Annotated in this window: 21 protein-coding genes; 13 read left to right on the forward strand and 8 right to left on the reverse strand. The window is 39.6% G+C overall.

All coding sequences use genetic code 11. The features are described from left to right. Nucleotides 1-183: 183 nt before the first annotated feature. Together slmA and coaBC are read right to left on the reverse strand one after the other, a co-directional pair. Nucleotides 184-771, reverse strand: coding sequence for a nucleoid occlusion factor SlmA (slmA, locus tag ACHUE3_RS11430; protein ID WP_099294817.1), 588 nt, complete (start codon nucleotides 769-771; stop codon nucleotides 184-186). A 112-nt stretch (nucleotides 772-883) separates the two neighbouring features. Further along, on the reverse strand, nucleotides 884-2,077 hold the full coding sequence (gene coaBC / locus ACHUE3_RS11435; RefSeq protein WP_394192768.1) for a bifunctional phosphopantothenoylcysteine decarboxylase/phosphopantothenate--cysteine ligase CoaBC: 1,194 nt from the start codon (nucleotides 2,075-2,077) through the stop codon (nucleotides 884-886). A 160-nt stretch (nucleotides 2,078-2,237) separates the two neighbouring features. Here coaBC and radC point away from each other — a divergent pair, with 160 nt between their 5' ends. The 3 genes from radC to rpmG all read left to right on the forward strand — a co-directional run bounded on the left by radC (nucleotide 2,238) and on the right by rpmG (nucleotide 3,589). Then, a complete protein-coding gene (radC, locus tag ACHUE3_RS11440) occupies nucleotides 2,238-2,912 on the forward strand; it encodes a RadC family protein (protein ID WP_394192769.1) in 675 nt (224 codons plus the stop codon). A gap of 273 nt (nucleotides 2,913-3,185) precedes the next feature. Further along, nucleotides 3,186-3,422, forward strand: a complete 237-nt coding sequence (rpmB, locus tag ACHUE3_RS11445) for a 50S ribosomal protein L28 (protein ID WP_006793236.1) — start codon at nucleotides 3,186-3,188, stop codon at nucleotides 3,420-3,422. Nucleotides 3,423-3,433: 11 nt separating this feature from the next. Further along, a complete protein-coding gene (rpmG, locus tag ACHUE3_RS11450) occupies nucleotides 3,434-3,589 on the forward strand; it encodes a 50S ribosomal protein L33 (protein ID WP_004587947.1) in 156 nt (51 codons plus the stop codon). 174 nt (nucleotides 3,590-3,763) lie between these two features. On the opposite strand, the gene ACHUE3_RS11455 is transcribed toward rpmG, so the two are convergent. Then, nucleotides 3,764-4,690: a manganese-dependent inorganic pyrophosphatase gene (locus tag ACHUE3_RS11455; RefSeq protein WP_394192553.1), complete on the reverse strand. Its 927-nt coding sequence runs from the start codon at nucleotides 4,688-4,690 to the stop codon at nucleotides 3,764-3,766. 199 nt (nucleotides 4,691-4,889) lie between these two features. On the opposite strand from ACHUE3_RS11455, the gene ACHUE3_RS11460 reads away from it, so the two are divergent. Beyond that, a complete protein-coding gene (locus ACHUE3_RS11460; RefSeq protein WP_394192554.1) occupies nucleotides 4,890-5,414 on the forward strand; it encodes a hypothetical protein in 525 nt (174 codons plus the stop codon). Continuing rightward, nucleotides 5,407-6,216 carry a bifunctional DNA-formamidopyrimidine glycosylase/DNA-(apurinic or apyrimidinic site) lyase gene (gene mutM, locus ACHUE3_RS11465; protein ID WP_394192555.1) on the forward strand — a complete coding sequence of 270 codons (810 nt, stop codon included), beginning with the start codon at nucleotides 5,407-5,409 and terminating at the stop codon, nucleotides 6,214-6,216. The genes ACHUE3_RS11460 and mutM overlap by 8 nt, the downstream gene beginning before the upstream one ends. Nucleotides 6,217-6,299: 83 nt before the next feature. On the opposite strand, the gene ACHUE3_RS11470 is transcribed toward mutM, so the two are convergent. Genes ACHUE3_RS11470 through ACHUE3_RS11480 form a run of 3 tightly spaced genes read right to left on the reverse strand, consistent with a single transcriptional unit; the run spans nucleotide 6,300 to nucleotide 8,753 of the window. Then, a complete protein-coding gene (locus ACHUE3_RS11470) occupies nucleotides 6,300-6,800 on the reverse strand; it encodes a DUF3299 domain-containing protein (RefSeq protein ID WP_394192556.1) in 501 nt (166 codons plus the stop codon). Nucleotides 6,801-6,810: 10 nt separating this feature from the next. Further along, nucleotides 6,811-8,067 (reverse strand): ABC transporter permease, encoded by a 1,257-nt coding sequence (locus tag ACHUE3_RS11475; protein ID WP_394192557.1) that lies wholly within the window; start codon nucleotides 8,065-8,067, stop codon nucleotides 6,811-6,813. After that, on the reverse strand, nucleotides 8,064-8,753 hold the full coding sequence (locus tag ACHUE3_RS11480) for an ABC transporter ATP-binding protein (protein ID WP_394192558.1): 690 nt from the start codon (nucleotides 8,751-8,753) through the stop codon (nucleotides 8,064-8,066). Before ACHUE3_RS11480 ends, ACHUE3_RS11475 begins: the two co-directional genes overlap by 4 nt. Nucleotides 8,754-8,936: 183 nt before the next feature. Here ACHUE3_RS11480 and ACHUE3_RS11485 point away from each other — a divergent pair, with 183 nt between their 5' ends. The 6 genes from ACHUE3_RS11485 (at nucleotide 8,937) to ACHUE3_RS11510 (ending at nucleotide 15,566) form a co-directional block, all read left to right on the forward strand. After that, nucleotides 8,937-10,043, forward strand: coding sequence for a phosphoribosylaminoimidazolesuccinocarboxamide synthase (locus tag ACHUE3_RS11485; protein WP_394192559.1), 1,107 nt, complete (start codon nucleotides 8,937-8,939; stop codon nucleotides 10,041-10,043). 159 nt (nucleotides 10,044-10,202) lie between these two features. Then, on the forward strand, nucleotides 10,203-10,862 hold the full coding sequence (locus ACHUE3_RS11490) for a methylamine utilization protein (RefSeq protein ID WP_394192560.1): 660 nt from the start codon (nucleotides 10,203-10,205) through the stop codon (nucleotides 10,860-10,862). Then, a complete protein-coding gene (locus tag ACHUE3_RS11495) occupies nucleotides 10,855-13,170 on the forward strand; it encodes a bifunctional diguanylate cyclase/phosphodiesterase (RefSeq protein WP_394192561.1) in 2,316 nt (771 codons plus the stop codon). The genes ACHUE3_RS11490 and ACHUE3_RS11495 overlap by 8 nt, the downstream gene beginning before the upstream one ends. Further along, nucleotides 13,157-13,990, forward strand: coding sequence for a DUF3034 family protein (locus tag ACHUE3_RS11500; RefSeq protein WP_394192562.1), 834 nt, complete (start codon nucleotides 13,157-13,159; stop codon nucleotides 13,988-13,990). Before ACHUE3_RS11495 ends, ACHUE3_RS11500 begins: the two co-directional genes overlap by 14 nt. Next, nucleotides 13,990-14,406, forward strand: a complete 417-nt coding sequence (locus ACHUE3_RS11505) for a group I truncated hemoglobin (protein WP_394192563.1) — start codon at nucleotides 13,990-13,992, stop codon at nucleotides 14,404-14,406. Before ACHUE3_RS11500 ends, ACHUE3_RS11505 begins: the two co-directional genes overlap by 1 nt. A gap of 92 nt (nucleotides 14,407-14,498) precedes the next feature. Then, entirely contained in the window at nucleotides 14,499-15,566 is a 1,068-nt protein-coding gene (locus ACHUE3_RS11510; RefSeq protein WP_394192564.1) for a CDP-glycerol glycerophosphotransferase family protein, read from the forward strand. An 87-nt stretch (nucleotides 15,567-15,653) separates the two neighbouring features. On the opposite strand, the gene ACHUE3_RS11515 is transcribed toward ACHUE3_RS11510, so the two are convergent. Continuing rightward, nucleotides 15,654-16,670 carry a CDP-glycerol glycerophosphotransferase family protein gene (locus tag ACHUE3_RS11515; RefSeq protein WP_394192565.1) on the reverse strand — a complete coding sequence of 339 codons (1,017 nt, stop codon included), beginning with the start codon at nucleotides 16,668-16,670 and terminating at the stop codon, nucleotides 15,654-15,656. 222 nt (nucleotides 16,671-16,892) lie between these two features. Here ACHUE3_RS11515 and ACHUE3_RS11520 point away from each other — a divergent pair, with 222 nt between their 5' ends. Continuing rightward, entirely contained in the window at nucleotides 16,893-18,128 is a 1,236-nt protein-coding gene (locus ACHUE3_RS11520; RefSeq protein ID WP_394192566.1) for a capsular polysaccharide export protein, LipB/KpsS family, read from the forward strand. Then, nucleotides 18,061-18,906 carry a sulfurtransferase gene (locus tag ACHUE3_RS11525; RefSeq protein WP_394192567.1) on the forward strand — a complete coding sequence of 282 codons (846 nt, stop codon included), beginning with the start codon at nucleotides 18,061-18,063 and terminating at the stop codon, nucleotides 18,904-18,906. The genes ACHUE3_RS11520 and ACHUE3_RS11525 overlap by 68 nt, the downstream gene beginning before the upstream one ends. Here ACHUE3_RS11525 and ACHUE3_RS11530 read toward each other — a convergent pair whose 3' ends face one another. Further along, nucleotides 18,907-20,436: a tetratricopeptide repeat-containing sulfotransferase family protein gene (locus tag ACHUE3_RS11530; RefSeq protein WP_394192568.1), complete on the reverse strand. Its 1,530-nt coding sequence runs from the start codon at nucleotides 20,434-20,436 to the stop codon at nucleotides 18,907-18,909. Nucleotides 20,437-20,477 lie beyond the last annotated feature (41 nt).

Here is a 20,477-nt window from a genome sequence, read left to right on the forward strand (position 1 = left end):
TGTTTTATTACCCTTATCATAACGGGTTTATCTAACAATTCGAGTAGAAGCGATAAGTGCACGAAAATGAGAGTTAAGTTAGCAAATACAAAAAAACCTTGTAAGCATAACTCACAAGGTTAATGATTTAGAACCTAGAACCTAGAACCTAGAACCTAGAACCTAGAACCTAGAACCTAGAACCTAAAGCCAGATTTTTTGCAGCTCTAGCCATTGCTTTTCAAACTGTGCACTGGGTTTAGCTTTAAAGTCACTGCGAACAAATTGATTCATTTTGCCTTCTATGTAAGCTAGTAAAAAGTTGGCTATTGTCAGCTCATCACTTTGAAAGGTTTTTCCTTCACGTAACTTTCGCTCGCGTAAAACTTGTTTTATTTGCGTCTCCAGTTTTTCGAATAACCCTTGAACGCGCTCTCTTAAACGTTCTTGCTCACCCTGAAGCGCATCCCCGGTTAAAATTCGTGTAATACCCGGATTTTTTTCTGCAAAGGCTAAAAGCAATAACAGAATATTGTAGATGCGGCTTTGGGTTTCTTTTTCGTTTTCAAGAATCAGGTTTATTCGTGAAAGAAGTGTGTCTTCAATAAATTCAATTAGGCCTTCAAACATCCGTGCTTTGCTCGGGAAATGACGGTATAGCGCAGCTTCTGATACACCCACTTCAGCAGCTAACTTGGCTGTTGTAATGCGTTGCCCTAAGCTGGTCTCTAGCATTTGTGCGAGTGCTTGTAGTATTTGCTCTTTGCGATTACTTCTTTTTGTCGCAGGCATGAACATTCCTTTCTTTTAATTATTTATTGGGCTTTGCCAGAGTTGGCCACTCACTTTTTGAGCGAATGAGTGGAGCTATGTTAATGTTTTATTCAGTTTCTTTCCAGCCTTTTTACAATCGTTTAGCAAGCTCAGTCATTACACTTAATGCCAGCGCATTTTTTGTATCTATTGCTAATTCTTTTTGCTCAGTATGCCAATAAAGTGTTAAAGCATTATGATCAGAGTTAAATCCCAAGCCAGATTTTGATACATCATTGGCACATATCATATCAAGATTTTTATTACTGAGTTTACCCTTTGCATAGGTGGCGACATTTTGAGTCTCAGCGGCAAAGCCAACTGTGTAGGGCCTTTTTTGATCAAGGCTTGCGACAGCAGCAATAACATCAGGGTTCTTTACTAATGTGAGGGTGAGTTCGTCGCCTTGCTTCTTCATTTTTTGCTCAGCGATATTGGCTGCGCGGTAATCCGCCACGGCGGCACATCCGATAAAAGCATCTGAGTTAACTGCATGCGCTAATGAATGTTGTAATAATTGTTCTGCACTTTCAATGTTAATGACTGAAACGCCTTTTGGTGGTGCAATATTAACAGGACCAGAGATTAGGTTTACATTAGCGCCTAATTCCACGGCAGCTTGAGCCAGTGCATAGCCCATTTTTCCTGAACTATGATTAGATATAAAACGCACAGGATCAAGAGGCTCTCGAGTAGGACCTGCGGTAATTGTAATAGTTTTACCAGCGAGTAGCTGGGGCTTTGCTGGCGCAGTGCAAAGAGTAACGAGCTCACTTGGCTCGAGCATTCTCCCAGCGCCAATATCGCCACATGCTTGCTCGCCTTTACCGGGGCCCCAAATATCTACACCGCGCTGAGTAAGGGTTGATAAGTTAGCCTGAGTTGCGGGGTGAGCATACATTTGTTGGTTCATAGCGGGAGCGATAGCGACTTTTGCTGGTGTGGCTAATAACAAGGTTGTTAGCAAGTCATCTGCGATACCTGCGGCCATTTTAGCAATGATATTGCTGGTGGCAGGGGCGACCAAAATTAAATCGGCCCATTTGGCAAATTCAATATGACCCATTGCGGCTTCAGCAGAAGGGTCAAGTAATGAGTCTGAGACGATTTCTCCACTAACGGCTTGCATGGTTAAAGGAGTTATAAAATGTTTTGCCGATTCGGTCATAACCACTTTTATTTCGCAGTCTTGCTCTTTTAAGCGCCTTACTAACTCTGCGCATTTATAAGCGGCGATACCACCGGTTATTCCAAGTACAATTTTTTTGTTCTTTAACATTATTATTACTCTGCCAGCTCAATGTTCTTACTTTTATGCGCTAACGATATCAAATCTTTGCCTTGTGGACGAAGTTTTTAATTTGAATTTTATTTGTCATTTCACAGGCGAAAATTCATTTATAGATTACAGTTATATGAACTTACTCCATTTTAGGGACGAAATGATGCAGTTAACTTCTCTACCGTTTGAACAGCGACCCCGTGAAAAGCTACTAGCTAAAGGGGCTAAATCATTGAGTGATGCCGAGCTGCTCGCTATTTTTTTACGTACAGGCTTACCGGGTATGAATGTTGTAGAGCTTGCGCAACATTTAATGACTCAAAATGAAACTTTGCACAATTTATTTAACGCTTCAATAGATGACTTTTGCGCACAAAAAGGGCTGGGGAAAGCTAAATTTGTGCAGTTACAAGCAGTGCTTGAGCTGAGCCGACGTTATATGATGGAGCAATGTCAGCGCAAGGCTGTTTTTAATTCACCACAAGCGGTATACGATTACTTAACATTGGAGCTTAGAGGTTTGCAGCAAGAGGTGTTTATGGTGCTATACCTTGATAGCCAGAATAGATTAATAAAAGAAGAAACGCTTTTTTATGGGACTATCAATGCAGCATCTGTTTATCCGAGAGAGGTGGTGAAAGCAGCCCTTAAAAATAATGCTGGGGCGCTTATTTTAGCGCATAACCACCCATCAGGAATTGCTGAACCGAGCCAAGCAGACAAACTTATCACTAATAAATTGCAACAAGCTCTGCAATTAGTCGATATAAATATCTTAGATCACATCATTGTTGGGGCTGATAATTGTATTTCGTTTGCTGAGCGGGGCCTTATTTAGCTTTGTTTGCTAGATAAGTGTATTAAAAATAAGCTGTTTACGCCTTTTTGCTAAATTAGTTTAATTTAAATGCAGTTTTTACTTTCCCTAAGGGCTTTCGATCTTTATAATTAGCCGCTATCAAATTTACATATGAGCTGATTGGATAGATCAGTGTTTGATCTTTGCCTGTAAAAGCTGTATAAAGAGCGCCCTTCGATTTATTCTCTAGGGCAGAAATACATGGCCTTAGGTTAAATTAAGCTCGAGCGAAGTTATTGGAGATATATAGACATGTCTAAAGTATGTCAAGTTACAGGTAAGCGTCCTGCGGTTGGTAATCACCGTTCACACGCGAGAAACGCGACTAGACGTCGTTTCCTACCTAACCTACAAACACACCGTTTTTGGGTTGAAAGTGAAAAACGTTTTGTAACATTACGCACTACTACTAAAGGTATGCGTATTATCGATAAAAAAGGCATCGACGCGGTTCTTACAGAAATCCGTGCTCGCGGCGAAAAAGTTTAAGGAACTGAATCATGCGCGATAAAATCCGTTTAGTTTCAACTGCTGGTACTGGTTTTTTCTACACTACCGACAAAAACAAGCGTAACATGCCTGAAAAAATGGAAATCAAAAAGTTCGATCCTAAGGCTCGTAAACACGTGATTTTCAAAGAAGCTAAAATCAAGTAATTTTAGTTCTCTTCAGAATATCAAAAACCCAGCTTATGCTGGGTTTTTTGTTTTTATCTAGCCGTCAGCCGTTAAGCTTGTGGCATAAAAAAACCTTGCAAGCAAAACTCACAAGGTTAATATTTTTAGCACCTAGCACCTAGCACCTAGCACCTAGCACCTAGCACCTAGCATTTACAGCTTAGCGAATGCATCTTGTAGTGGTGGCACTACTTGCTTTTTACGGCTTAGTACGCCATCTAACCATACTTTACCGTCTTTAGGTGTTTCACCGTAAGCGGTTTCAACAAGTGTTGCATCATCAGATGCAATTAGCATCTGTGAGCCTTCTTTCATGATGTCGGTCAATAATAAAAATACTGAGTGACGACCACCTTCTTCTTTGAGAAGAGCAATATCAGCTTCAAGATCTGACTTAATATCATCAAATACAGCAAGGTCGATAACTTCTAGTTGGCCAATACCAACTAATTTACCGTTCATGTTGAAGTCTTTAAAGTCACGCATTACTAAATCACGTGCTGGAGTGTCTTCTACCGCAGATTTAACGCGGAACATGTCCATACCTAACTCTTTAAAATCTTCAACGCCAGCAATTTCAGCTAGTGCTTCAACACACTTGATATCAGCAGTGGTGCAGGTTGGTGATTTAAAGATAACGGTATCGCTTAAAATTGCACACATCATGATGCCAGCAATGTCTTTTGGAATTTCAACATTGTAAAAGTCATACATCATTTTGATGATAGTGTTTGAGCAACCAACTGGGCGGATCCAACATTCAAGTGGCGTTGATGATGTTAAGTCACCTAGTTTGTGGTGATCAACTACGCCGACAACGCGTGCTTGGTCAATATCATCAGGTGCTTGTGTTTTTTCTGTATGGTCAACAATGTAAACATCTTCACCGGCATAGCTTAACTTAAGCTCAGGTGCTTCAAAGCCAAAGCGGTCAAGGATAAATTGTGTTTCTGGTGAAACATCACCAAGACGAGTTGGTATTGCTGGCTCATCGATTTGGTTTTTTAAATAAGCAAGTGCAATTGCACCACAAATTGAATCTGAATCTGGGATTTTGTGACCCACTACATACATTGACATTGACGGAGCTCCTTAAAATTTGCAGATATTCTAACAAAGTAATTGTACTTTGGCACATTTCACGTTGCTGAATTTTTGTAATAATTAATAACCAAAGAGTGGGGAATTTTGAAGGTGGGCATTGATTTATTTACAGGTGCCATTTTAGCTGTTTTTTAGTTACACTTTAGTGAATTGAATCTTCAGTAAAGAGTCTCAAATGCAGCTCAGTCGCAAAGCATGGAACAATGTATTAATCTTCTCTATGTTATTGATGATCTTCTTTTTTAATGGGCTTCATAAAAAGCTCAACAGTGTGCCTGAGCAGCCAGGTATACAAACGGTCCTGCCAACCCAAAGCTTTATTCTTGCGCTTAGTTTTCCTGAGCAAAAAATTGAGCGAATAGGCACTGCATGGCGCAGTCAGCCTCTTATTAAAAGTCCAGCAAGTAACGAGTGGTCTGCAAACCAAGAAAACATTGTTAAACTTATAAATGATTGGCAAAGCGCAGAACTAAGTGTGAGCGATGTATCACCAGCAAAGTTAGCCCAACCAATCACTGTTGCAACTCTGTGGTTGGCGGGTGAACAATTACCCTGGCTTTATCAATTATACAGTGCACCACAAGGTTATTATTTGTTAGATAAAAGTACGCAACGGGTATTTTTAATTGATTTAAATGAAGCCCAACAGTTATTTGTAAATTTTGAATTTTTACCGAGAGAGTCTATCCAGAATGCCTGAGTTACCAGAAGTTGAAGTGAGTCGAATGGGAATAACACCCCATATTTTGCAACAAAAAGTAGTTAAGGTAAATATTCACAACCCAAATATGCGTTGGCCGGTACCTGACGAAGTCTACCAAATAGCTAACCTTCCTGTTGTTGCTGTTGAGCGTAGGGCTAAGTACTTATTGCTTACCTGTGAACTTGGTAGCGTGATTTTACACTTAGGTATGTCGGGTAATTTACGGGTGGTAGATAAAGCAGAACCGCTTAAAAAGCATGACCATATAGAGTTTATTTTTGAAAATGACAAGGCGCTTAGGTTAAACGACCCGAGACGGTTTGGTTGCTGCTTATGGCAAGCGCCAGATGAATGCCATACATTATTAAGTAAACTTGGGCCTGAGCCACTAACCGATGAATTTACAGCCAAACGTGTGTATGAACAATCACGTAATAAAAAGACGGCCATTAAACAATTTATAATGGATAACGCAGTAGTTGTGGGTGTAGGGAATATATATGCCAATGAATCGCTTTTTAAAGCGGGTATCCACCCTAAGAGGGAGGCGGGTAAAGTTTCCTTAGCGCGTTACGAAAAGTTAGTGCCTATAATCAAAGAAACCTTAGCGGCGGCCATTGTACAAGGCGGTACAACATTAAAAGACTTTGCACAAAGCGATGGTAAACCGGGCTATTTTGCTCAGCAACTATTGGTGTATGGAAGAAAAGGTGAGCCTTGTTTTGTATGCAAAAAGAAGTTAACTGAAATCCGCCTAGGGCAACGTAGTACTGTATTTTGCAGTCAGTGTCAGCGTTAAGCCATTTTTTGATAAGGTATTAATTAGGGGTTGTGTGGTTTATAGAGCAAGCCTTGTAAGATGATGTTACAAGGCATTATTCGCTATAGCTCAAACGGTGCAACACCAACGGCTTTTATCTTGTAGCCAACTTGGGCTATGTCACCACTCCATGTCTCAGTACTGATAATACCTGTTACAACAATTGCATCATATAAACTTTCAATTGGTACGCCGCCTTTAATCGTGACATGAACAATTTGATTAGGTGGTGGTGGGGGGACATGAATACAAGCACCAAAGTATGGCACCAGTAAAAACTCGGTGATCACTTCGCTATCGCCTTCTAATGGAACAACAAAGCCAGGTAAGCTGACAGACTGCCCATCAAGCTCTTTAACGACTGGCGCATCTAAATCAGGTTGAACCCAATTTTGTTCACTGCCTTCATGGCTGGCTTGATCTTGAGTGTCTATCTGCACATGGCCTTTAGGTATTAAATCTTCCCAAAAAATCTCTTTTGGTGCATTAGCATAGCTGAAAAAGCTCATCGCTAAACTAATAATAACCAAGCTAAATAAGCCAAGCTTTTGAATATACTGCATGGTGTTCCTCTTAAATTTTAATGCTCATGCCATCGGCTAGTGAGTAAAAATATGCACGTGTCGCGGGAATAAGCCCCACGAGAAAGCCTGCCGCCATAATAACGCTGATCAAGCCTAGTTCATAGTCTGAGAGCATAGCAATAGTGATAGAGATACCAGCATGACTCTGTAAAAAGCCTGCTGCAACGCTCATCAAACCATAAAATAAACCACAGCCAAGTATGCACCCAAGCAAGGTGATAAGCAGTGACTCAATACTAATCAGAGAGAATAAATGCCAAGGTCTGGCACCAACTGAGCGTAGAATTGCTAATTCTCTGCGGCGTTGACTGAGACTTGCTAGCAAGGTTGTTAACATACCGAGTAAGCTTACCAACACCACAATTGATGAAAACAGCAATAGGATTTTCTCAACTATTGAGAGCATTTCCCACAGTTCACGTAAAGTCACGCCAGGCATAATAGCCAGTAGTGCCTCTGGTTTATATTGGTTAATGTTGCGACGCACTTGTAAGGTGTACAAAGGTGAATCAAATCCCATTAAAAAAGCAGTAATTTGCTTTGGTTCTCCGGTTAGGTTTTCATGCTGGTCATGGTCATGGTCATGGTCATGGTCGTGTTTTGAATGACCACCGCCGTGTATTAATTCGATAGCAGCAAGTGGGATATGCAAAGTCTTATCAACAGGTGTCCCGGTGGCTTTTAAAATACCTACAACTTTAAAAGGGTTGTCATCATGATGGTGAAAGCTGGTGTTGCCCATTCCGTGGGAAATTATAATTTCATCGCCCAGCGCATAGCCAAGAGATATAGCAATTTCACTGCCTATTACCACTTCGTTTAAATGGCTAAATGCAGTGCCTTCACTAAACGCTAGCGTTTGCTTTTTTCCGTACTTGTAATGACTAAAGTAGTCCGTGTTAGTTCCTAAAACTGCATGGCCTTTATGGCTATCACCCAGAGAAAGTGGAATTGTCCATGCAACGCCACGTTGCTGTTTTATGTATTGATAGCTATCCCAACTGACGCCATTGTTGGTATGGCCAATGCGAAACACTGAGGACAGTAATAATTGAATATCACCAGTACGTGCACCAACAATTAAATCAGTGCCAGAGATGGTATTACTAAAACTGCTTTTAGCATCAACACGAACACGCTCAATACTCAGTAGCAGCATAACACTGATAGCAATGGTAAACAGGGTTAAAAATGCACTGCCACGGCGGTTTAGTAAGCTTTTATAGGCAAGCTTTATTAATATCATACTGCTTGCTCCGTGATATCCATTAAGCTAATTGAACGATTAAACAGTGTTTGCAGGCTTTCATCATGACTGACAAATACTAAGGTACTGCATGCGATATTGGCTTGGGCAAATAACAGCTCGATGAATGCACTTCGGTTATTTGCATCCAGTGCTGATGTTGGCTCATCGGCAATAATTAACTCTGGGCTTCCAATAAAAGCCCTTGCTGCAGCAACACGTTGTTGTTGACCAATACTTAGATTTGCCACGCTTTGCTGGTGGTGTTCGGTTGCTAAACCAAGGGCATTTAACAGTCGTGAAGCTTCTTGTTCCAAAGAACTGCTTTGTTGCAATGCTTTTTGTTGGCGAGACTTTGAAAATTGACATCCTAACATCACGTTTTCTAGCGGCGACAGATATGGGAGTAAATTAAAGTTTTGAAAAATATATCCTATATGATCAGAGCGAAACGCATCGCGCTTACGATTGCTTAATTGCGCTAAGTTTGTATTTAGCACACTGAGTGATCCTGAACTTGGCTTATTAATGCCAGCTAAAAGCGAAAGTAACGTTGATTTACCACACCCACTCGGGCCATGCAAAAATACATGCTCACCCTGCTCAATGACTAACGAGGGAATAGTCAGTGTGGGAATGGTTTGTTGTGTGTGCCATTTAAAACTAAGTCTTTGTATATTGATCATATGCAGCGAGTTAAGATTTATTTGCTGTTATACTATAACGCAGTGACAAAAATGAAAACAAAACACGTTAAACAACAAAGTCCTTTAATTGTGATTTAACGCCGTCTCGATTATTATTAGCACCATAACAACCCCAATCTACATTTGTGCTCATTATGGGCATGCCATACATCCGGAGATAGCATGACTAGCTATAAAGTTTTAGACGTAAACGATGATTTGCCAATACGTACCAAAGGTTCTGTTCACAGTGGTAAAGTACGTTCAGTGTATTGGTTAACTGACGAAGATAGTGCGCGCCTAATAAGTGAGAAAGGTTACCAAGTTCCAAAAGGTACTGAATTAGCAATCATGGTCATTTCAGATCGTATCTCTGCGTTTGACTGTATTTGGCAAGGTGAAAACGGTTTAAATGGTGTGCCAGGAAAAGGTATTGCGCTAAACACGGTGGCATCTCACTGGTTTAAACTGTTTGATCAGGCGGGTCTTGCTGGGAATCATATTGTTGATATACCACACCCTTATGTATGGATCGTTCGTAAAGCGAGTACGGTTAAAGTTGAAGCCATTGCACGGCAGTACATCACTGGCAGTATGTGGCGTGATTACAGCAAAGGTGTACGTAATTTTTGTGGTTTAGAACTACCAGAGGGCTTAACAGCTAACCAAAAATTAGATGATGTGCTTATAACACCTTCTACAAAAGGCATTATTACAGGTGTTGATGAAATACCAGAAGTGGATGATGTGAATATTACCCGAGACAACATCACTAATAATTTGGGTGTATTTAACTTTAAGTCTGAAGCGGATGTCGCGCAATACGAAAAACTACTCGTTGAAGGATTTGGCCTGATCAGCGCTGAGCTTGCCAAATTGGATCAGATTTTTGTTGATACTAAGTTTGAATTTGGTTATGTCGAAGATATTGATGGCACTGATAAACTTATTTACATTGATGAAGTGGGTACGCCTGATTCATCACGCATTTGGGATGGAGCAGCTTACCGAGATGGTAAAATCATTGAAAACTCAAAAGAAGGGTTTCGCCAGTTATTGATCAACAATGTGCCAGAAAGTGACGTACTTCTAAATAAAGATCGCATGGCAGAGCGCGAGCAGTTAGCCCGTGATTATGTATTACCAGAGTCGGTTATGTTATCGGTGTCTGATACCTATGTAGGTATCGCAAGTAAAATTGTAGGTCAAGAAGTTACTATTCCGCTCGACCCTAGAAGTGAAGTAATTGCAATCTTAGATGAGCAATACGGGCTTATTTCTAAGTCTTAATTATCATTATTTAATAAAACGACTTTTAAAAGCCCAATGATTAACTATTATTTAGTGTGATTGGGCTTTTATTCTTGCAATTGAAGTCATAGTTCAATTAACTTAATCACATCCTGATAAAAAATAATTAATGTGGTTATAAACACAAAGGATAATAAAATGGTCGTGCAAGGAATTATCATTAATTGCTTAGCAATGTTTAGTATGTTGTTTTTTTCTTATGCTACTTTTGCCGCAAGCATTACATTGAATGTTACAGACCAACATGGTCAGCCATTGCCGAACGCAGTCATTGAGTTAAATGTTCAAGGCCCCGATATTGGTGTTGAAAAGTTACCAAGAATTATAATGGATCAGGTTGATAAGCGATTTGCTCCAACACTATTAATTGCTCGTAAAGGTCAGCAAGTTAACTTTCCTAATAGCGATAATATTCGTCACCATGTTTATTCATTTTCTAAAGCAAAACCGTTTCAGCTAAAACTGTACTCAGGGCAACCAGATAAGCCTATTGAATTTGATAGTAGTGGTGTGGTTGTACTTGGATGTAACATACATGACTCTATGGTAGGGTATATTTACGTTGCAAATAGTGCATACGTTTACCAAAGTGATAGTGAGGGGGGTGTTGTACTTGATGATGTTACCTTACCTGCTCAGATTACACTTTGGCACTCTACACAAACAATTCCCTTGGAAGAAAAAGCATCTTTAACGTTATCAAAAGACACTGTAGGCAGCTTGACTGTCGTTATTCCTACTCAATCACCTAAACCTCGTAATACATTTGGTAACAAGTTTAAGGCTAATAATGACTAATAGCTTAAAAAACCGAGTTATCATAGTCTGCGTTGGCCTTGTCTTGCTTACGACAGTGGTGAGCTTATTCAGTTTTTGGTGGTCAACAAGTCAATTTAACGAGAAAAAAGTCACACAAGATATTAATGTGGCTGAGAATGTTTATAAGCAATATTTAACGGCAAAAGAAAGCCTACTATTAACGGCTGCCAAGGTGTTAACGTCTGACTTTGGGTTTAAGCAAGCCGTCGCTACGCGAGATGCGGATACTATTGGTAGTGTATTATACAACCATAGTCAGCGAATTAATGCTGAACTTATGCTACTGCTTGATTTATCTGGTAATTTAATTTCATCTAATAAGCCTGACCAAGAGTTTAGTAATGATTTAGAACAAATGATGAATGAGCTGTTAGCTAACGCAGAGCAATCTAATTTTGTCGTGCTTGATAACGATTTATATCAAGTGATTTTGCTGCCAGTGCGTGCCCCACGAACAATTGCGTATAGCTTAGTGGGGTTTAAGATAACCGATAAAGTGGCAACTGAGTTAAAAAATCTAACCAATATGGACGTAAGCTTTATTGCTGAACAAGACGGGTTAGTACGTAGCTCATTATTATCAAGACCCTCACCATTTTCTCCGAATGATTACTTTTATCAAGCAACAACCTCTCGCATATTTGGAGAGCAAGTTATTTACCGTAATCGTGACTTACACCTTGCATCATTGGAAGGGCATTCGGTAAATGTTTTACTCAGTGCTGATTTAACACAAAGTTACACAGAGTTTGAACGCTTGTTTTTTACCATTATTTTACTGGCAGCGTTAACCATTATAATTGGCGTTGTTGCCAGTAGCTTACTCGCCAAAAATCTCACCATGCCTTTATCTCAATTAGCTAATTTAGCTCGACAATTCGCGCAAGGTAATTACAGCGTCGATTCAATGAGTAACAAGCAAAGTACAGAAATTAAGACATTGATAGATGCGTTTAAAAACATGGGTAATGATATCAATGAACGCGAGCAGCAAATCAGCTTTGCGGCAAAGCATGATACGTTAACAGGCTTCTATAATCGCTCAGCTATGCTTGAAGTATTAAGTGAGTCTCTTGCTGAAAATCAAGATTACACGTTAGTAGCCATTGATATCAAAGGGCTTCGTCATATTAACGACAAGTTAGGGCCTCGGGTTGGTGATGATTGCTTAAAAGCTGTAGCGTGTCGTATTGCTGAATTTTCAGATGAGTTAGGAGGCTTTCATGCCCGAATCGGTGGAGATGAGTTTTTAACGGTTTTTCCAACGACCTCAAGCCTAAATTTGAAAAGGGGCATATCAGGGTTAATGGCGTTACTTGAAACGCCTTACATGTTACAAAAATTGAAAATCAATTTACGCTTTAGTGCCGGCGTTGTTAACTATCCAGATCAAGGAACTGCACCTGATGACTTGATGCGGCGCGTACTGATTGCCGTTGATAGCGCGACCAATGAGCATGAAAATATTCACCATTATAGAGAAGGTGAAGATGAAGAGCATCTAGAGAGTTTACTCATTATTGATGAATTAAAACAAGCAATTGCTGATGATGATGGGCAGCTTTTTATGACCTATCAGCCTAAACTTAACTTTGCGACTCAAAAAGTAGATAAAGTGGAGTCTTTGATTCGCTGGCAGAGAAAAAATGGTAGTTGGGTGTCCCCTGAGCTATTTATTGACCTCGCTGAACAATCAGGCTTGATTGTAGAGTTAACCGAGTGGGTTATTGATACTGTTGTAAAGCAGGTGGGTCAATGGCAACACGCGGGGATATTTATGCAAGCTGCAATTAATGTATCCGCGCAAGATATTGCTTACCCAGGCTTTCATGCTAATTTATTAAAAGTATTAAAGAGTTATTCTGTAGCCCCTGCATTGATAACAATTGAGTTAACAGAAAGGGATATGATCGAGAATGAAGAGAAAGGTATTCAAGCGCTGAACAACCTCAAAACGATAGGGGTTAAAATATCGCTTGATGATTATGGAGTTGGTCAAACCTCGCTCGGGCGTTTAAAAATGCTCCCTATAGATGAGCTTAAATTAGATAAATGTTTTATTCTAAAACTAGATGAGTCAGAAAAAGATCAATTCATAGTAAGGTCAACTATTACATTGGGACATCAACTGGGTTTTTCAGTTGTTGCAGAAGGCGTAGAAACACAAAAGTCTTTAGAGATATTGCAAGATCTTAAGTGTGATCACATTCAAGGCTACTATTTAAGTAGGCCTTTAAAAGCGGATTTATTTGAACAATGGCTGGAGCAATATAATGAATTGGCATAACACTTTTTTCGCATTGCTTATTGTATTTTATTCACTTGATACTTTTGCAGGTCAAGGGAAGTTATTGGGTACGCCAGGTGTCTCGCAAGTAGAGGGAAGTGCTGGTGGTGGGCTTGTTCCTTGGGCACAGCTTGCGGGTTATGCCAGCGAAGATGAATTTGCTATAAATGGTTTTTGCAGTCGAGCAGATGTCAGCGATTATTCTCTAGATGTCTGTGGCGCACAAGTAAACGTATTTGATCGTGTGGAATTAAGTTATGCACAGCAACGTTTTGACGTGCCAGCATTAGACACCACCATAGAGCAATCGATTACTGCAGCAAAGGTACGATTGTATGGTGATATAGTTTACAGTCAATGGCCGCAGTTAAGCCTAGGGGTGCAACACAAGTCACTTGATGATGGGACTGTTGCCACGCTTGTGGGCGCGCAAGGAACGAGTGGAACTGATATTTACTTAGCTGCTAGCAAATTACATTTAGGTGCCTTGGCAGGGTATAACGTCTTTTGGAATTTAACTACTCGTTACAGTGATGCTAACCAGCTTGGTTTACTTGGCTTTGGTGGTCAAAATGCGAGCAAAGAGTTATTGTTTGAAGGCAGCACCGCTATTTTTCTTAGCCGCGAAATTGCTTTGGGCGTAGAATATCGTCAAAAGGCCAATAACCTAGGGTTAGGTGAACAAGATTGGCAGGATATATTTGTAGCTTGGATGCCAAATAAATATGTAAGTGTAACAGCTGCTTGGCTTGACCTAGGCAGTATTGCTGGGGCGAAAGATCAAACCGGTTGGTATCTATCAGTAACAGGGTATTGGTAATGAAAATAACTTTATGTGTTTTATTCGTCTTATTGTTAACTGCGTGTCAATCAGCTCCTAATACAACTCTTTATCAACAACTTAATGGTCATGAAGGCATTGAGCGTTTAACCGATAGTTTTATTAATCAAATTGGTAATGATGACAAAGTACTAGCCTACTTTAGAGATGCAAATGTAGCGCACTTTCGTGACGGCTTTATAAACCATTTTTGCGCTTTAACTGATGGCCCTTGTGAGTATACTGGCGATAGTATGGTTGCTATTCATACAGGGATGAATATAACAGAAGCTGATTTTAATCGTGTTGTTGATTTATTAATAAGCGCCATGGATGAGCAAAATATAAGTCATACTATACAGAATAAAATATTAGCTAAAATGGCTCCACTTCGGCCAGAGATTATTCGTATTTAATCAAAAATAGCTTCTATATTTCATCGTTATGGCTGAAAAAGCGCATTGATTTATGTACAATGGTCTTTGTTATCGTTAATGAAATGTAATTTATGCTCGCTTATTTTGATGTTCAGCATCTTTATTATATCCCGCAATATTTACCTGTTATAAAAAAACTAACAGATAAGGACCACCGGTGTGTGTTGGTTTTTTATAAGTCTCAAGACTCTAACCTTATCGCTATTTGTGAGCAATTTATAAATGATAACAAGCTCGACGCGGTATGGTTGGCTAATACGGGTGACGCGTTTGATTTTTATCAAACGAGTCATGCTGATTGGATTATATTTGGTAATGCATTTACACAAAGTGAAGCGCTAAATAAAAAAACCGCCATGATGCAGCATGGTATTGGCCCTAAACAATGTTATTACGATGTGTCTAATGCTGGTATGACAGTGCGCTTTGTTGAGGGGGAGCACAGAAAAAAACGTCTCGAAGCACTCTATCCAAAGGGCAACTTTGTTGATTCAGGGTATGCTAAATTGGACCCGCTATTTGATCAATCGGTTGAAAAAATTCAGTTGACGTCATTAGGCCTTGATCCTCAAAAGCCGACTTTATTGTATGCACCGACATTTTACCCAAGTTCAATTGAATGCATGAGCGATAAATTTGCAGATGATTTTTCTGCTTATAACATTATTATTAAACCGCATTTTTTTTCTTTAACAAAGCCACGCTATAAAAAGCAGCGCATTAAATTAGCACGCTGGAAGCAAAGCAAAAATGTATTTGTTGCTGATACAAATCAATTTGACTTAACCCCATTTTTAGCTATTTCGGACATTATGCTTTCTGATGCCTCATCGGCAATCTTTGAATTTGCAGCCTTAGAAAAGCCTGTTATCTGGTGTGATTTTTATAAATTGCGATGGAGCTACCGTGGGATTTTTTCGTTTCGTTTGAAAGAGCGATTAGATGATGATATTCATTATTTTAATCAAATTTGTCACCCTGCGAGACATTACAGTCAGCTAGCGGAAAAAATTGAACAAGCGACTCTGGAGAGTGATACATTTAAACAAAACAAAGCCGCTTTAATAAAGCAGCTTGCGGGCAGGACGGATGGCTTATCAACCAGCCGTATCGTTGATTACCTAGAGAAAAATGTATAGCTACTAGTGATGCACTGATTAATATAGGGATTTAGTGCAGACTACTTAAAAATGATTACTCGGATTAGGCAAAGTCACTGCCTGTTATCATGATAACTTCATATAGTTAAGTGCTTTACGAATTTTATACTTACGCAGTAGGTTTAGCGGCTTAGGTAATAGCCCGGCGTTAATTACTTCTTCGGTTGCTGCTAAAACGCGTTGTGCGCTTTTACCATCAGTGTATGGATGAACTTGTGCAATATAATCGGTAATGTTTTTTTGTTGCTGTTCGCTTAAATTTAGCGCTTGGTGTATCGCATCGTCTAATTGTTCAGGTTCAGTGATGTTAATCAACGCGTTTTGTGGCTGACTATTGTTAAAGGTCACCACGGGTTTGCCAATGAGTAATGATTCATCTACTGCACTAGAAGTATCAGAAATAACAACATCAGCCTGCTGAATTAGCGGAATCAAATTATCGCTTTGGCTTATTTCGAAATGTTCTAGGCTCTCTAATTGCTGGTAAAGCAATTGCCATTCAGGTTTTGTTTTTGGATGAAACTTTAACTTAACGAAGTACTCACCTGTATTTGCAAGTGTTTTGATTTGCGCAAACAAAGCGTCCAAAGATGTTAGGTTTGGTGAAAAGGTCGGCGCGTATAAAATTACAGGCTTTAAATTGTTTGGTTTATTATAGTTAAAGTACGGGTCTAATTTAGGCCAGCCGGTTTCAGTAACTTTGAAGTGATGATGTTTCTGAGCTAGTAAATTAAATGGTTCGGTTGTCAGAGGACCATGAGTACAGTACAAATCAAAAAAGCCACGAATACCAAAGTGCCCTTTCTTTTTATACTCTAAGCCATGAAACACTTGTACTTTGGCTCCAGGGAAAAAGTCAGGAACAACATTACCTGGTACAAACACGGCACGAGGATTAAACTGTTTCACTTCTTCAACACTATGCAGTTGCTGTTCTGTAGGTAATAACCCTTCAGTGATACCACTTCGTTTTGTAATATACCAGCAGACTTTATCACCATTTTCTATAATTGCATCTTGGATAGGGCGCAATATTGCAAAGCTGTAAGCTTGTTCAACGTAAAATAAATAATGTTTAGGCATGAGAAGCATCACTTTAAGGCTGAAAATAGAAAATGGACAAGCTGTGAGAGGGAAACACTCCGCACATCACAGAACAAAATCTATGATACAGTTTTATGACAGTAAAATAAATTAATCAAAGGAGGCAACAGTAGAATAAAACTGCCATAAATTGGTCATGGTTAAGTCATATAGTCGGCTTAGTATTTATATCAAACCTATAAATATTGGTATAAGCCCATTATGCACTTTCTATTTGTATCCCGTCGTAATGTACACGCCCGTTATTATAAAAAACTAATTTCTCAGCTTAACATTAGTGCCAGCATGCACACCTTTGGCAAGCCAATGCTTAGCGCTTTAAAATACATATCCCAAGCACTTAATACTTCTTTTGACGATATTATCGCCACCCAGATAAAACGTAAGCAAGCCAAAAATAGCATATGGAACAGTCGCATACTTGCTATGCCTTATGCTTTTTTTTTGAATGTTATTGAGTGCTGCCGTTATGCCAAATACTTAGCCTTATTTGAACAACAAAAACCGACTCATTTAGTGATTTGGAATGGTAATAAACTGCCTAATGTAACGGTTGTAAAGGCAGCTAAAAGGCTAGGCATAAATGTTTTTTATTATGAGAACGGGTTGTTACCTAATACGAGTTGCTTAGACCCTCAAGGTGTAAACTTTGCGTCGTCAGTCAAACGTGATCGTGAGTTTTATGAAAATTTTGAGCCTCCTGAACATATCAATGTTCATGCATCGGAGCTGACGCCCAGAGCAAACCATAAAAAGCGTAAAAAGTTTGTACAGAGCAAACTGCCAGCACGTTATATTTTTGTGCCATTTCAAGTCCCTCATGATACGCAAATAGCAAGCTATTCGCCTTGGATAGAATCGATGGAGTCACTTTATAATCATGTAATGGATGCTGTTGATTCATTGAATGATCCGCAATTAAAAGTTGTTTTTAAAGAGCATCCATCGTGGCATAAACATTATCCTCATTTATATAAAAAACACCCCCAAGCACTATTTGCAAATGGTAATGTCACGGCCGACTTAATTGAAAATGCACAAGCAGTTGTGACAGTAAATTCAACCGTTGGTATTGAGGCGTTGTTAATTGGACAGCGTGTTATCACCCTTGGGCAGGCATGTTATAACATCGATGGTTTGGTATTACATGCACCGAATGAAAGCGCGCTGCGTAATACGCTTTTGCAAGTAATGCATGGTTGGCAAGTAGATTCACATTTAAAAGATAAGTTTTTTAGTTATTTAAAGCATGTTTACAGTGTTCATGGAAGGTGGCAAGATTGCTCCAAAGATCATGTTGAAGCTGTTGAGAAACGTTTGCTCGGCCTTGATGCGTTTTCACAGCAGGTAAATAAAGTAAAGGAACACAATGAACAACATCGTCACATGCCAGTGGTTGAAAGAACACATAAACGATTCAAAACTCGTTATCTTTGATGCGGGGATAGTGCGCCCAGGACAGTCTGGTCAATATCAACCGAATGCTAAACTCCCAAACGCACAGCGGTTTGATTTTAAAAAGCAGCTCGCTGAATTATCCAGTGGCTTGTCGCATACTATGTGTAGTCCTCAGCAATTCGCTGAGCAAATGCAATCAATGGGAGTAGATAACGACTCGCTGGTTGTCATATATGAAGACCAAGGCTTGTTTAGCTCTGCTCGCGGGTGGTGGATGTTTAAAGCAATGGGATTTGATAATGTTAAGGTACTCAGTGGTGGCTTAGCTAAATGGCATTCTTTGGGCTACCTAACTCAAGTTGAATATAGTCATAACCACCACAAAGGGAACTTTACTGCTAAGCCTCGGGCCGACTACTTCATTGATGCTGCAGCGGTGTTTAATGGCATAGATGACGATAATGTATTACTGCTTGATGCGCGAGGCTATAAGCGTTACACGGGGGAAATGACTGAGCCTAGACCCGGTATGCGCAGTGGGCATATTCCAAATAGCTGTGCTATGCCATACAGTGAACTACTTACTGATGGAGAAGCTAAATCAATTGAGCAGATTCAAGCAGCATTTGATAAGGTCATTGATAACCAGAGCACATTGCAATTTAGTTGTGGCTCTGGAGTTACAGCATGTATTTTAGCGTTATTTGCTAGCGAGTGCGGCTATCAAAACCTGCATGTTTATGATGGCTCTTGGAGTGAGTGGGGTGCACGAGATGAGCTCCCTATCGAAACAGGCCCTTGCCCTAGGCGCGCATAGTTATAATGCATTAATTGCGAAATCATAATGGCGCCAATAGTTAATTGCCTTGTTATTTAATGGTTGGCGCACTTGTACTTTGCTGGCTGTAGCCGAAGGGCTTTGTTGTTTGTAAAAGTCTAAGCAGTCAGCTTGCCACTCTAAATTACAAAAAGCGTATACCCTTTGCGTGTTACAAACAGGTTCAGTGACTAATTCTTCATATTGCATGATCAAGACATTGTCTTTATAAGTGCTCGCGAAATGATTTATCAGGCTACAGTAGTCGTAGTAAAAACGGTTTATATTTTTTAAATCATAACTGTAATGATGAAAAGCACTCGCAGGATTATAAAGCTGGCGGAGATTTGCAATACAACTATCTTGTTGCCCTCGTTGCATACAAATTATTTTAGCTTGCGGAAAAGCAGCTAAAATCAAATCAATATAATAAAAGTTAAATGGTTGTTTATCGCAAATACGTAATGACGGCGCTACTAATTGGCTAACACGTTGTTGATAGTTATTAAGTTGCTTAATAGTTTCTTTACTATTGTAGGCCGCGGCTAATACCTCACTATTTAAAACCTGCTTATTGCTCCCTTGGCAAAGTTGAGCAATGTCGTTGAGCTCACCTAAGCCTTGAACTGCCGCCGACTGAGTTATAATTTTTTCCATCAATGTGGTGCCTGAGCGCGGCATACCTACAATAAATATCGGTGCAAAGGCATTGTCGTTCTGTGCTGTCGAGAACTGCTGACTCAAGCTGATTAATTGTTGGCAAAAGTGGCTATGTTTTTCTGGGTTGTATTTTACGAGTTGGTTTATTGTTTTTTTGCTAGCGTTAAAGGCGTTTAATGCATTTTTAAACTCATTTTTATGCTCATAATTAAGCGCGATGGCGTGTTGTGCATAGTGGTTATCTTGCGTTGAAAGTTTGTTTTTTACTAAGTTCTTAAGTTGTGCCAGATGTGTTGTAGCTGAGTCAGTATTATTGAGCTCTGCCAGTGAATAATGTGCTTGAAAATACAAAGGTTGCTTCGTTATTAATTGCTTTAATAAATTACCGGCTTTTTCAAACTCCCCCATGACTTTATAGCCAATTGCTAAGTTGTAACTTATTTGAGGAGTTGATGAGTCGAGCTGGTAAGCTTTTTTTTGCCAATTGAGCGCCTCTTGATAATGCCCTAACCGAGTCAGTACGTTAGCAATGAGGTCATTATAAATAGCATCATCATATTCGCTATTTAGTGTTTTATTTATGTACTGCTGCGCGTTAATTAGTTGCCCAGTCAGTACCGCTATTTTCGCTAAATGAGCAAAGTACGCTGGCTGCTCTGAAATACTAAGTGCTTTTTCTAGTAGCTTTTGTGCTTTGTTTTTATCGCCAACGGCTAGGTTAACTTGTGCCAACAAAAAGTAACTAAAGTGATCAATAGGATCCTTTGTTAACTTGCTTACTAGTAAGTGATGAGCATCATTAAATTTACCTTGCGTAATTGCAAGTTCTATTTGCTGCTGAAGCTGAGTTTGGACTGATGTTAGTTGCATAAGCTAAAGGATATAAGCCTTGGTGATAAAATACCAAGGCT

Origin of the sequence: Pseudoalteromonas atlantica (genome assembly GCF_043641955.1) — a bacterium.
Taxonomy (GTDB): domain Bacteria; phylum Pseudomonadota; class Gammaproteobacteria; order Enterobacterales; family Alteromonadaceae; genus Pseudoalteromonas; species Pseudoalteromonas atlantica_A.

What these genes read in the sequence shown, in the direction of transcription:
- slmA (WP_099294817.1), bottom strand. Translation starts at nt 771, where the DNA reads ATGCCTGCGACAAAAAGAAGTAATCGCAAAGAGCAAATACTACAAGCA.
- radC (WP_394192769.1), top strand. Translation starts at nt 2,238, where the DNA reads ATGCAGTTAACTTCTCTACCGTTTGAACAGCGACCCCGTGAAAAGCTA.
- rpmB (WP_006793236.1), top strand. Translation starts at nt 3,186, where the DNA reads ATGTCTAAAGTATGTCAAGTTACAGGTAAGCGTCCTGCGGTTGGTAAT.
- rpmG (WP_004587947.1), top strand. Translation starts at nt 3,434, where the DNA reads ATGCGCGATAAAATCCGTTTAGTTTCAACTGCTGGTACTGGTTTTTTC.
- ACHUE3_RS11455 (WP_394192553.1), bottom strand. Translation starts at nt 4,690, where the DNA reads ATGTCAATGTATGTAGTGGGTCACAAAATCCCAGATTCAGATTCAATT.
- ACHUE3_RS11460 (WP_394192554.1), top strand. Translation starts at nt 4,890, where the DNA reads ATGCAGCTCAGTCGCAAAGCATGGAACAATGTATTAATCTTCTCTATG.
- mutM (WP_394192555.1), top strand. Translation starts at nt 5,407, where the DNA reads ATGCCTGAGTTACCAGAAGTTGAAGTGAGTCGAATGGGAATAACACCC.
- ACHUE3_RS11470 (WP_394192556.1), bottom strand. Translation starts at nt 6,800, where the DNA reads ATGCAGTATATTCAAAAGCTTGGCTTATTTAGCTTGGTTATTATTAGT.
- ACHUE3_RS11475 (WP_394192557.1), bottom strand. Translation starts at nt 8,067, where the DNA reads ATGATATTAATAAAGCTTGCCTATAAAAGCTTACTAAACCGCCGTGGC.
- ACHUE3_RS11480 (WP_394192558.1), bottom strand. Translation starts at nt 8,753, where the DNA reads ATGATCAATATACAAAGACTTAGTTTTAAATGGCACACACAACAAACC.
- ACHUE3_RS11485 (WP_394192559.1), top strand. Translation starts at nt 8,937, where the DNA reads ATGACTAGCTATAAAGTTTTAGACGTAAACGATGATTTGCCAATACGT.
- ACHUE3_RS11490 (WP_394192560.1), top strand. Translation starts at nt 10,203, where the DNA reads ATGGTCGTGCAAGGAATTATCATTAATTGCTTAGCAATGTTTAGTATG.
- ACHUE3_RS11495 (WP_394192561.1), top strand. Translation starts at nt 10,855, where the DNA reads ATGACTAATAGCTTAAAAAACCGAGTTATCATAGTCTGCGTTGGCCTT.
- ACHUE3_RS11500 (WP_394192562.1), top strand. Translation starts at nt 13,157, where the DNA reads ATGAATTGGCATAACACTTTTTTCGCATTGCTTATTGTATTTTATTCA.
- ACHUE3_RS11505 (WP_394192563.1), top strand. Translation starts at nt 13,990, where the DNA reads ATGAAAATAACTTTATGTGTTTTATTCGTCTTATTGTTAACTGCGTGT.
- ACHUE3_RS11510 (WP_394192564.1), top strand. Translation starts at nt 14,499, where the DNA reads ATGCTCGCTTATTTTGATGTTCAGCATCTTTATTATATCCCGCAATAT.
- ACHUE3_RS11515 (WP_394192565.1), bottom strand. Translation starts at nt 16,670, where the DNA reads ATGCCTAAACATTATTTATTTTACGTTGAACAAGCTTACAGCTTTGCA.
- ACHUE3_RS11520 (WP_394192566.1), top strand. Translation starts at nt 16,893, where the DNA reads ATGCACTTTCTATTTGTATCCCGTCGTAATGTACACGCCCGTTATTAT.
- ACHUE3_RS11525 (WP_394192567.1), top strand. Translation starts at nt 18,061, where the DNA reads ATGAACAACATCGTCACATGCCAGTGGTTGAAAGAACACATAAACGAT.
- ACHUE3_RS11530 (WP_394192568.1), bottom strand. Translation starts at nt 20,436, where the DNA reads ATGCAACTAACATCAGTCCAAACTCAGCTTCAGCAGCAAATAGAACTT.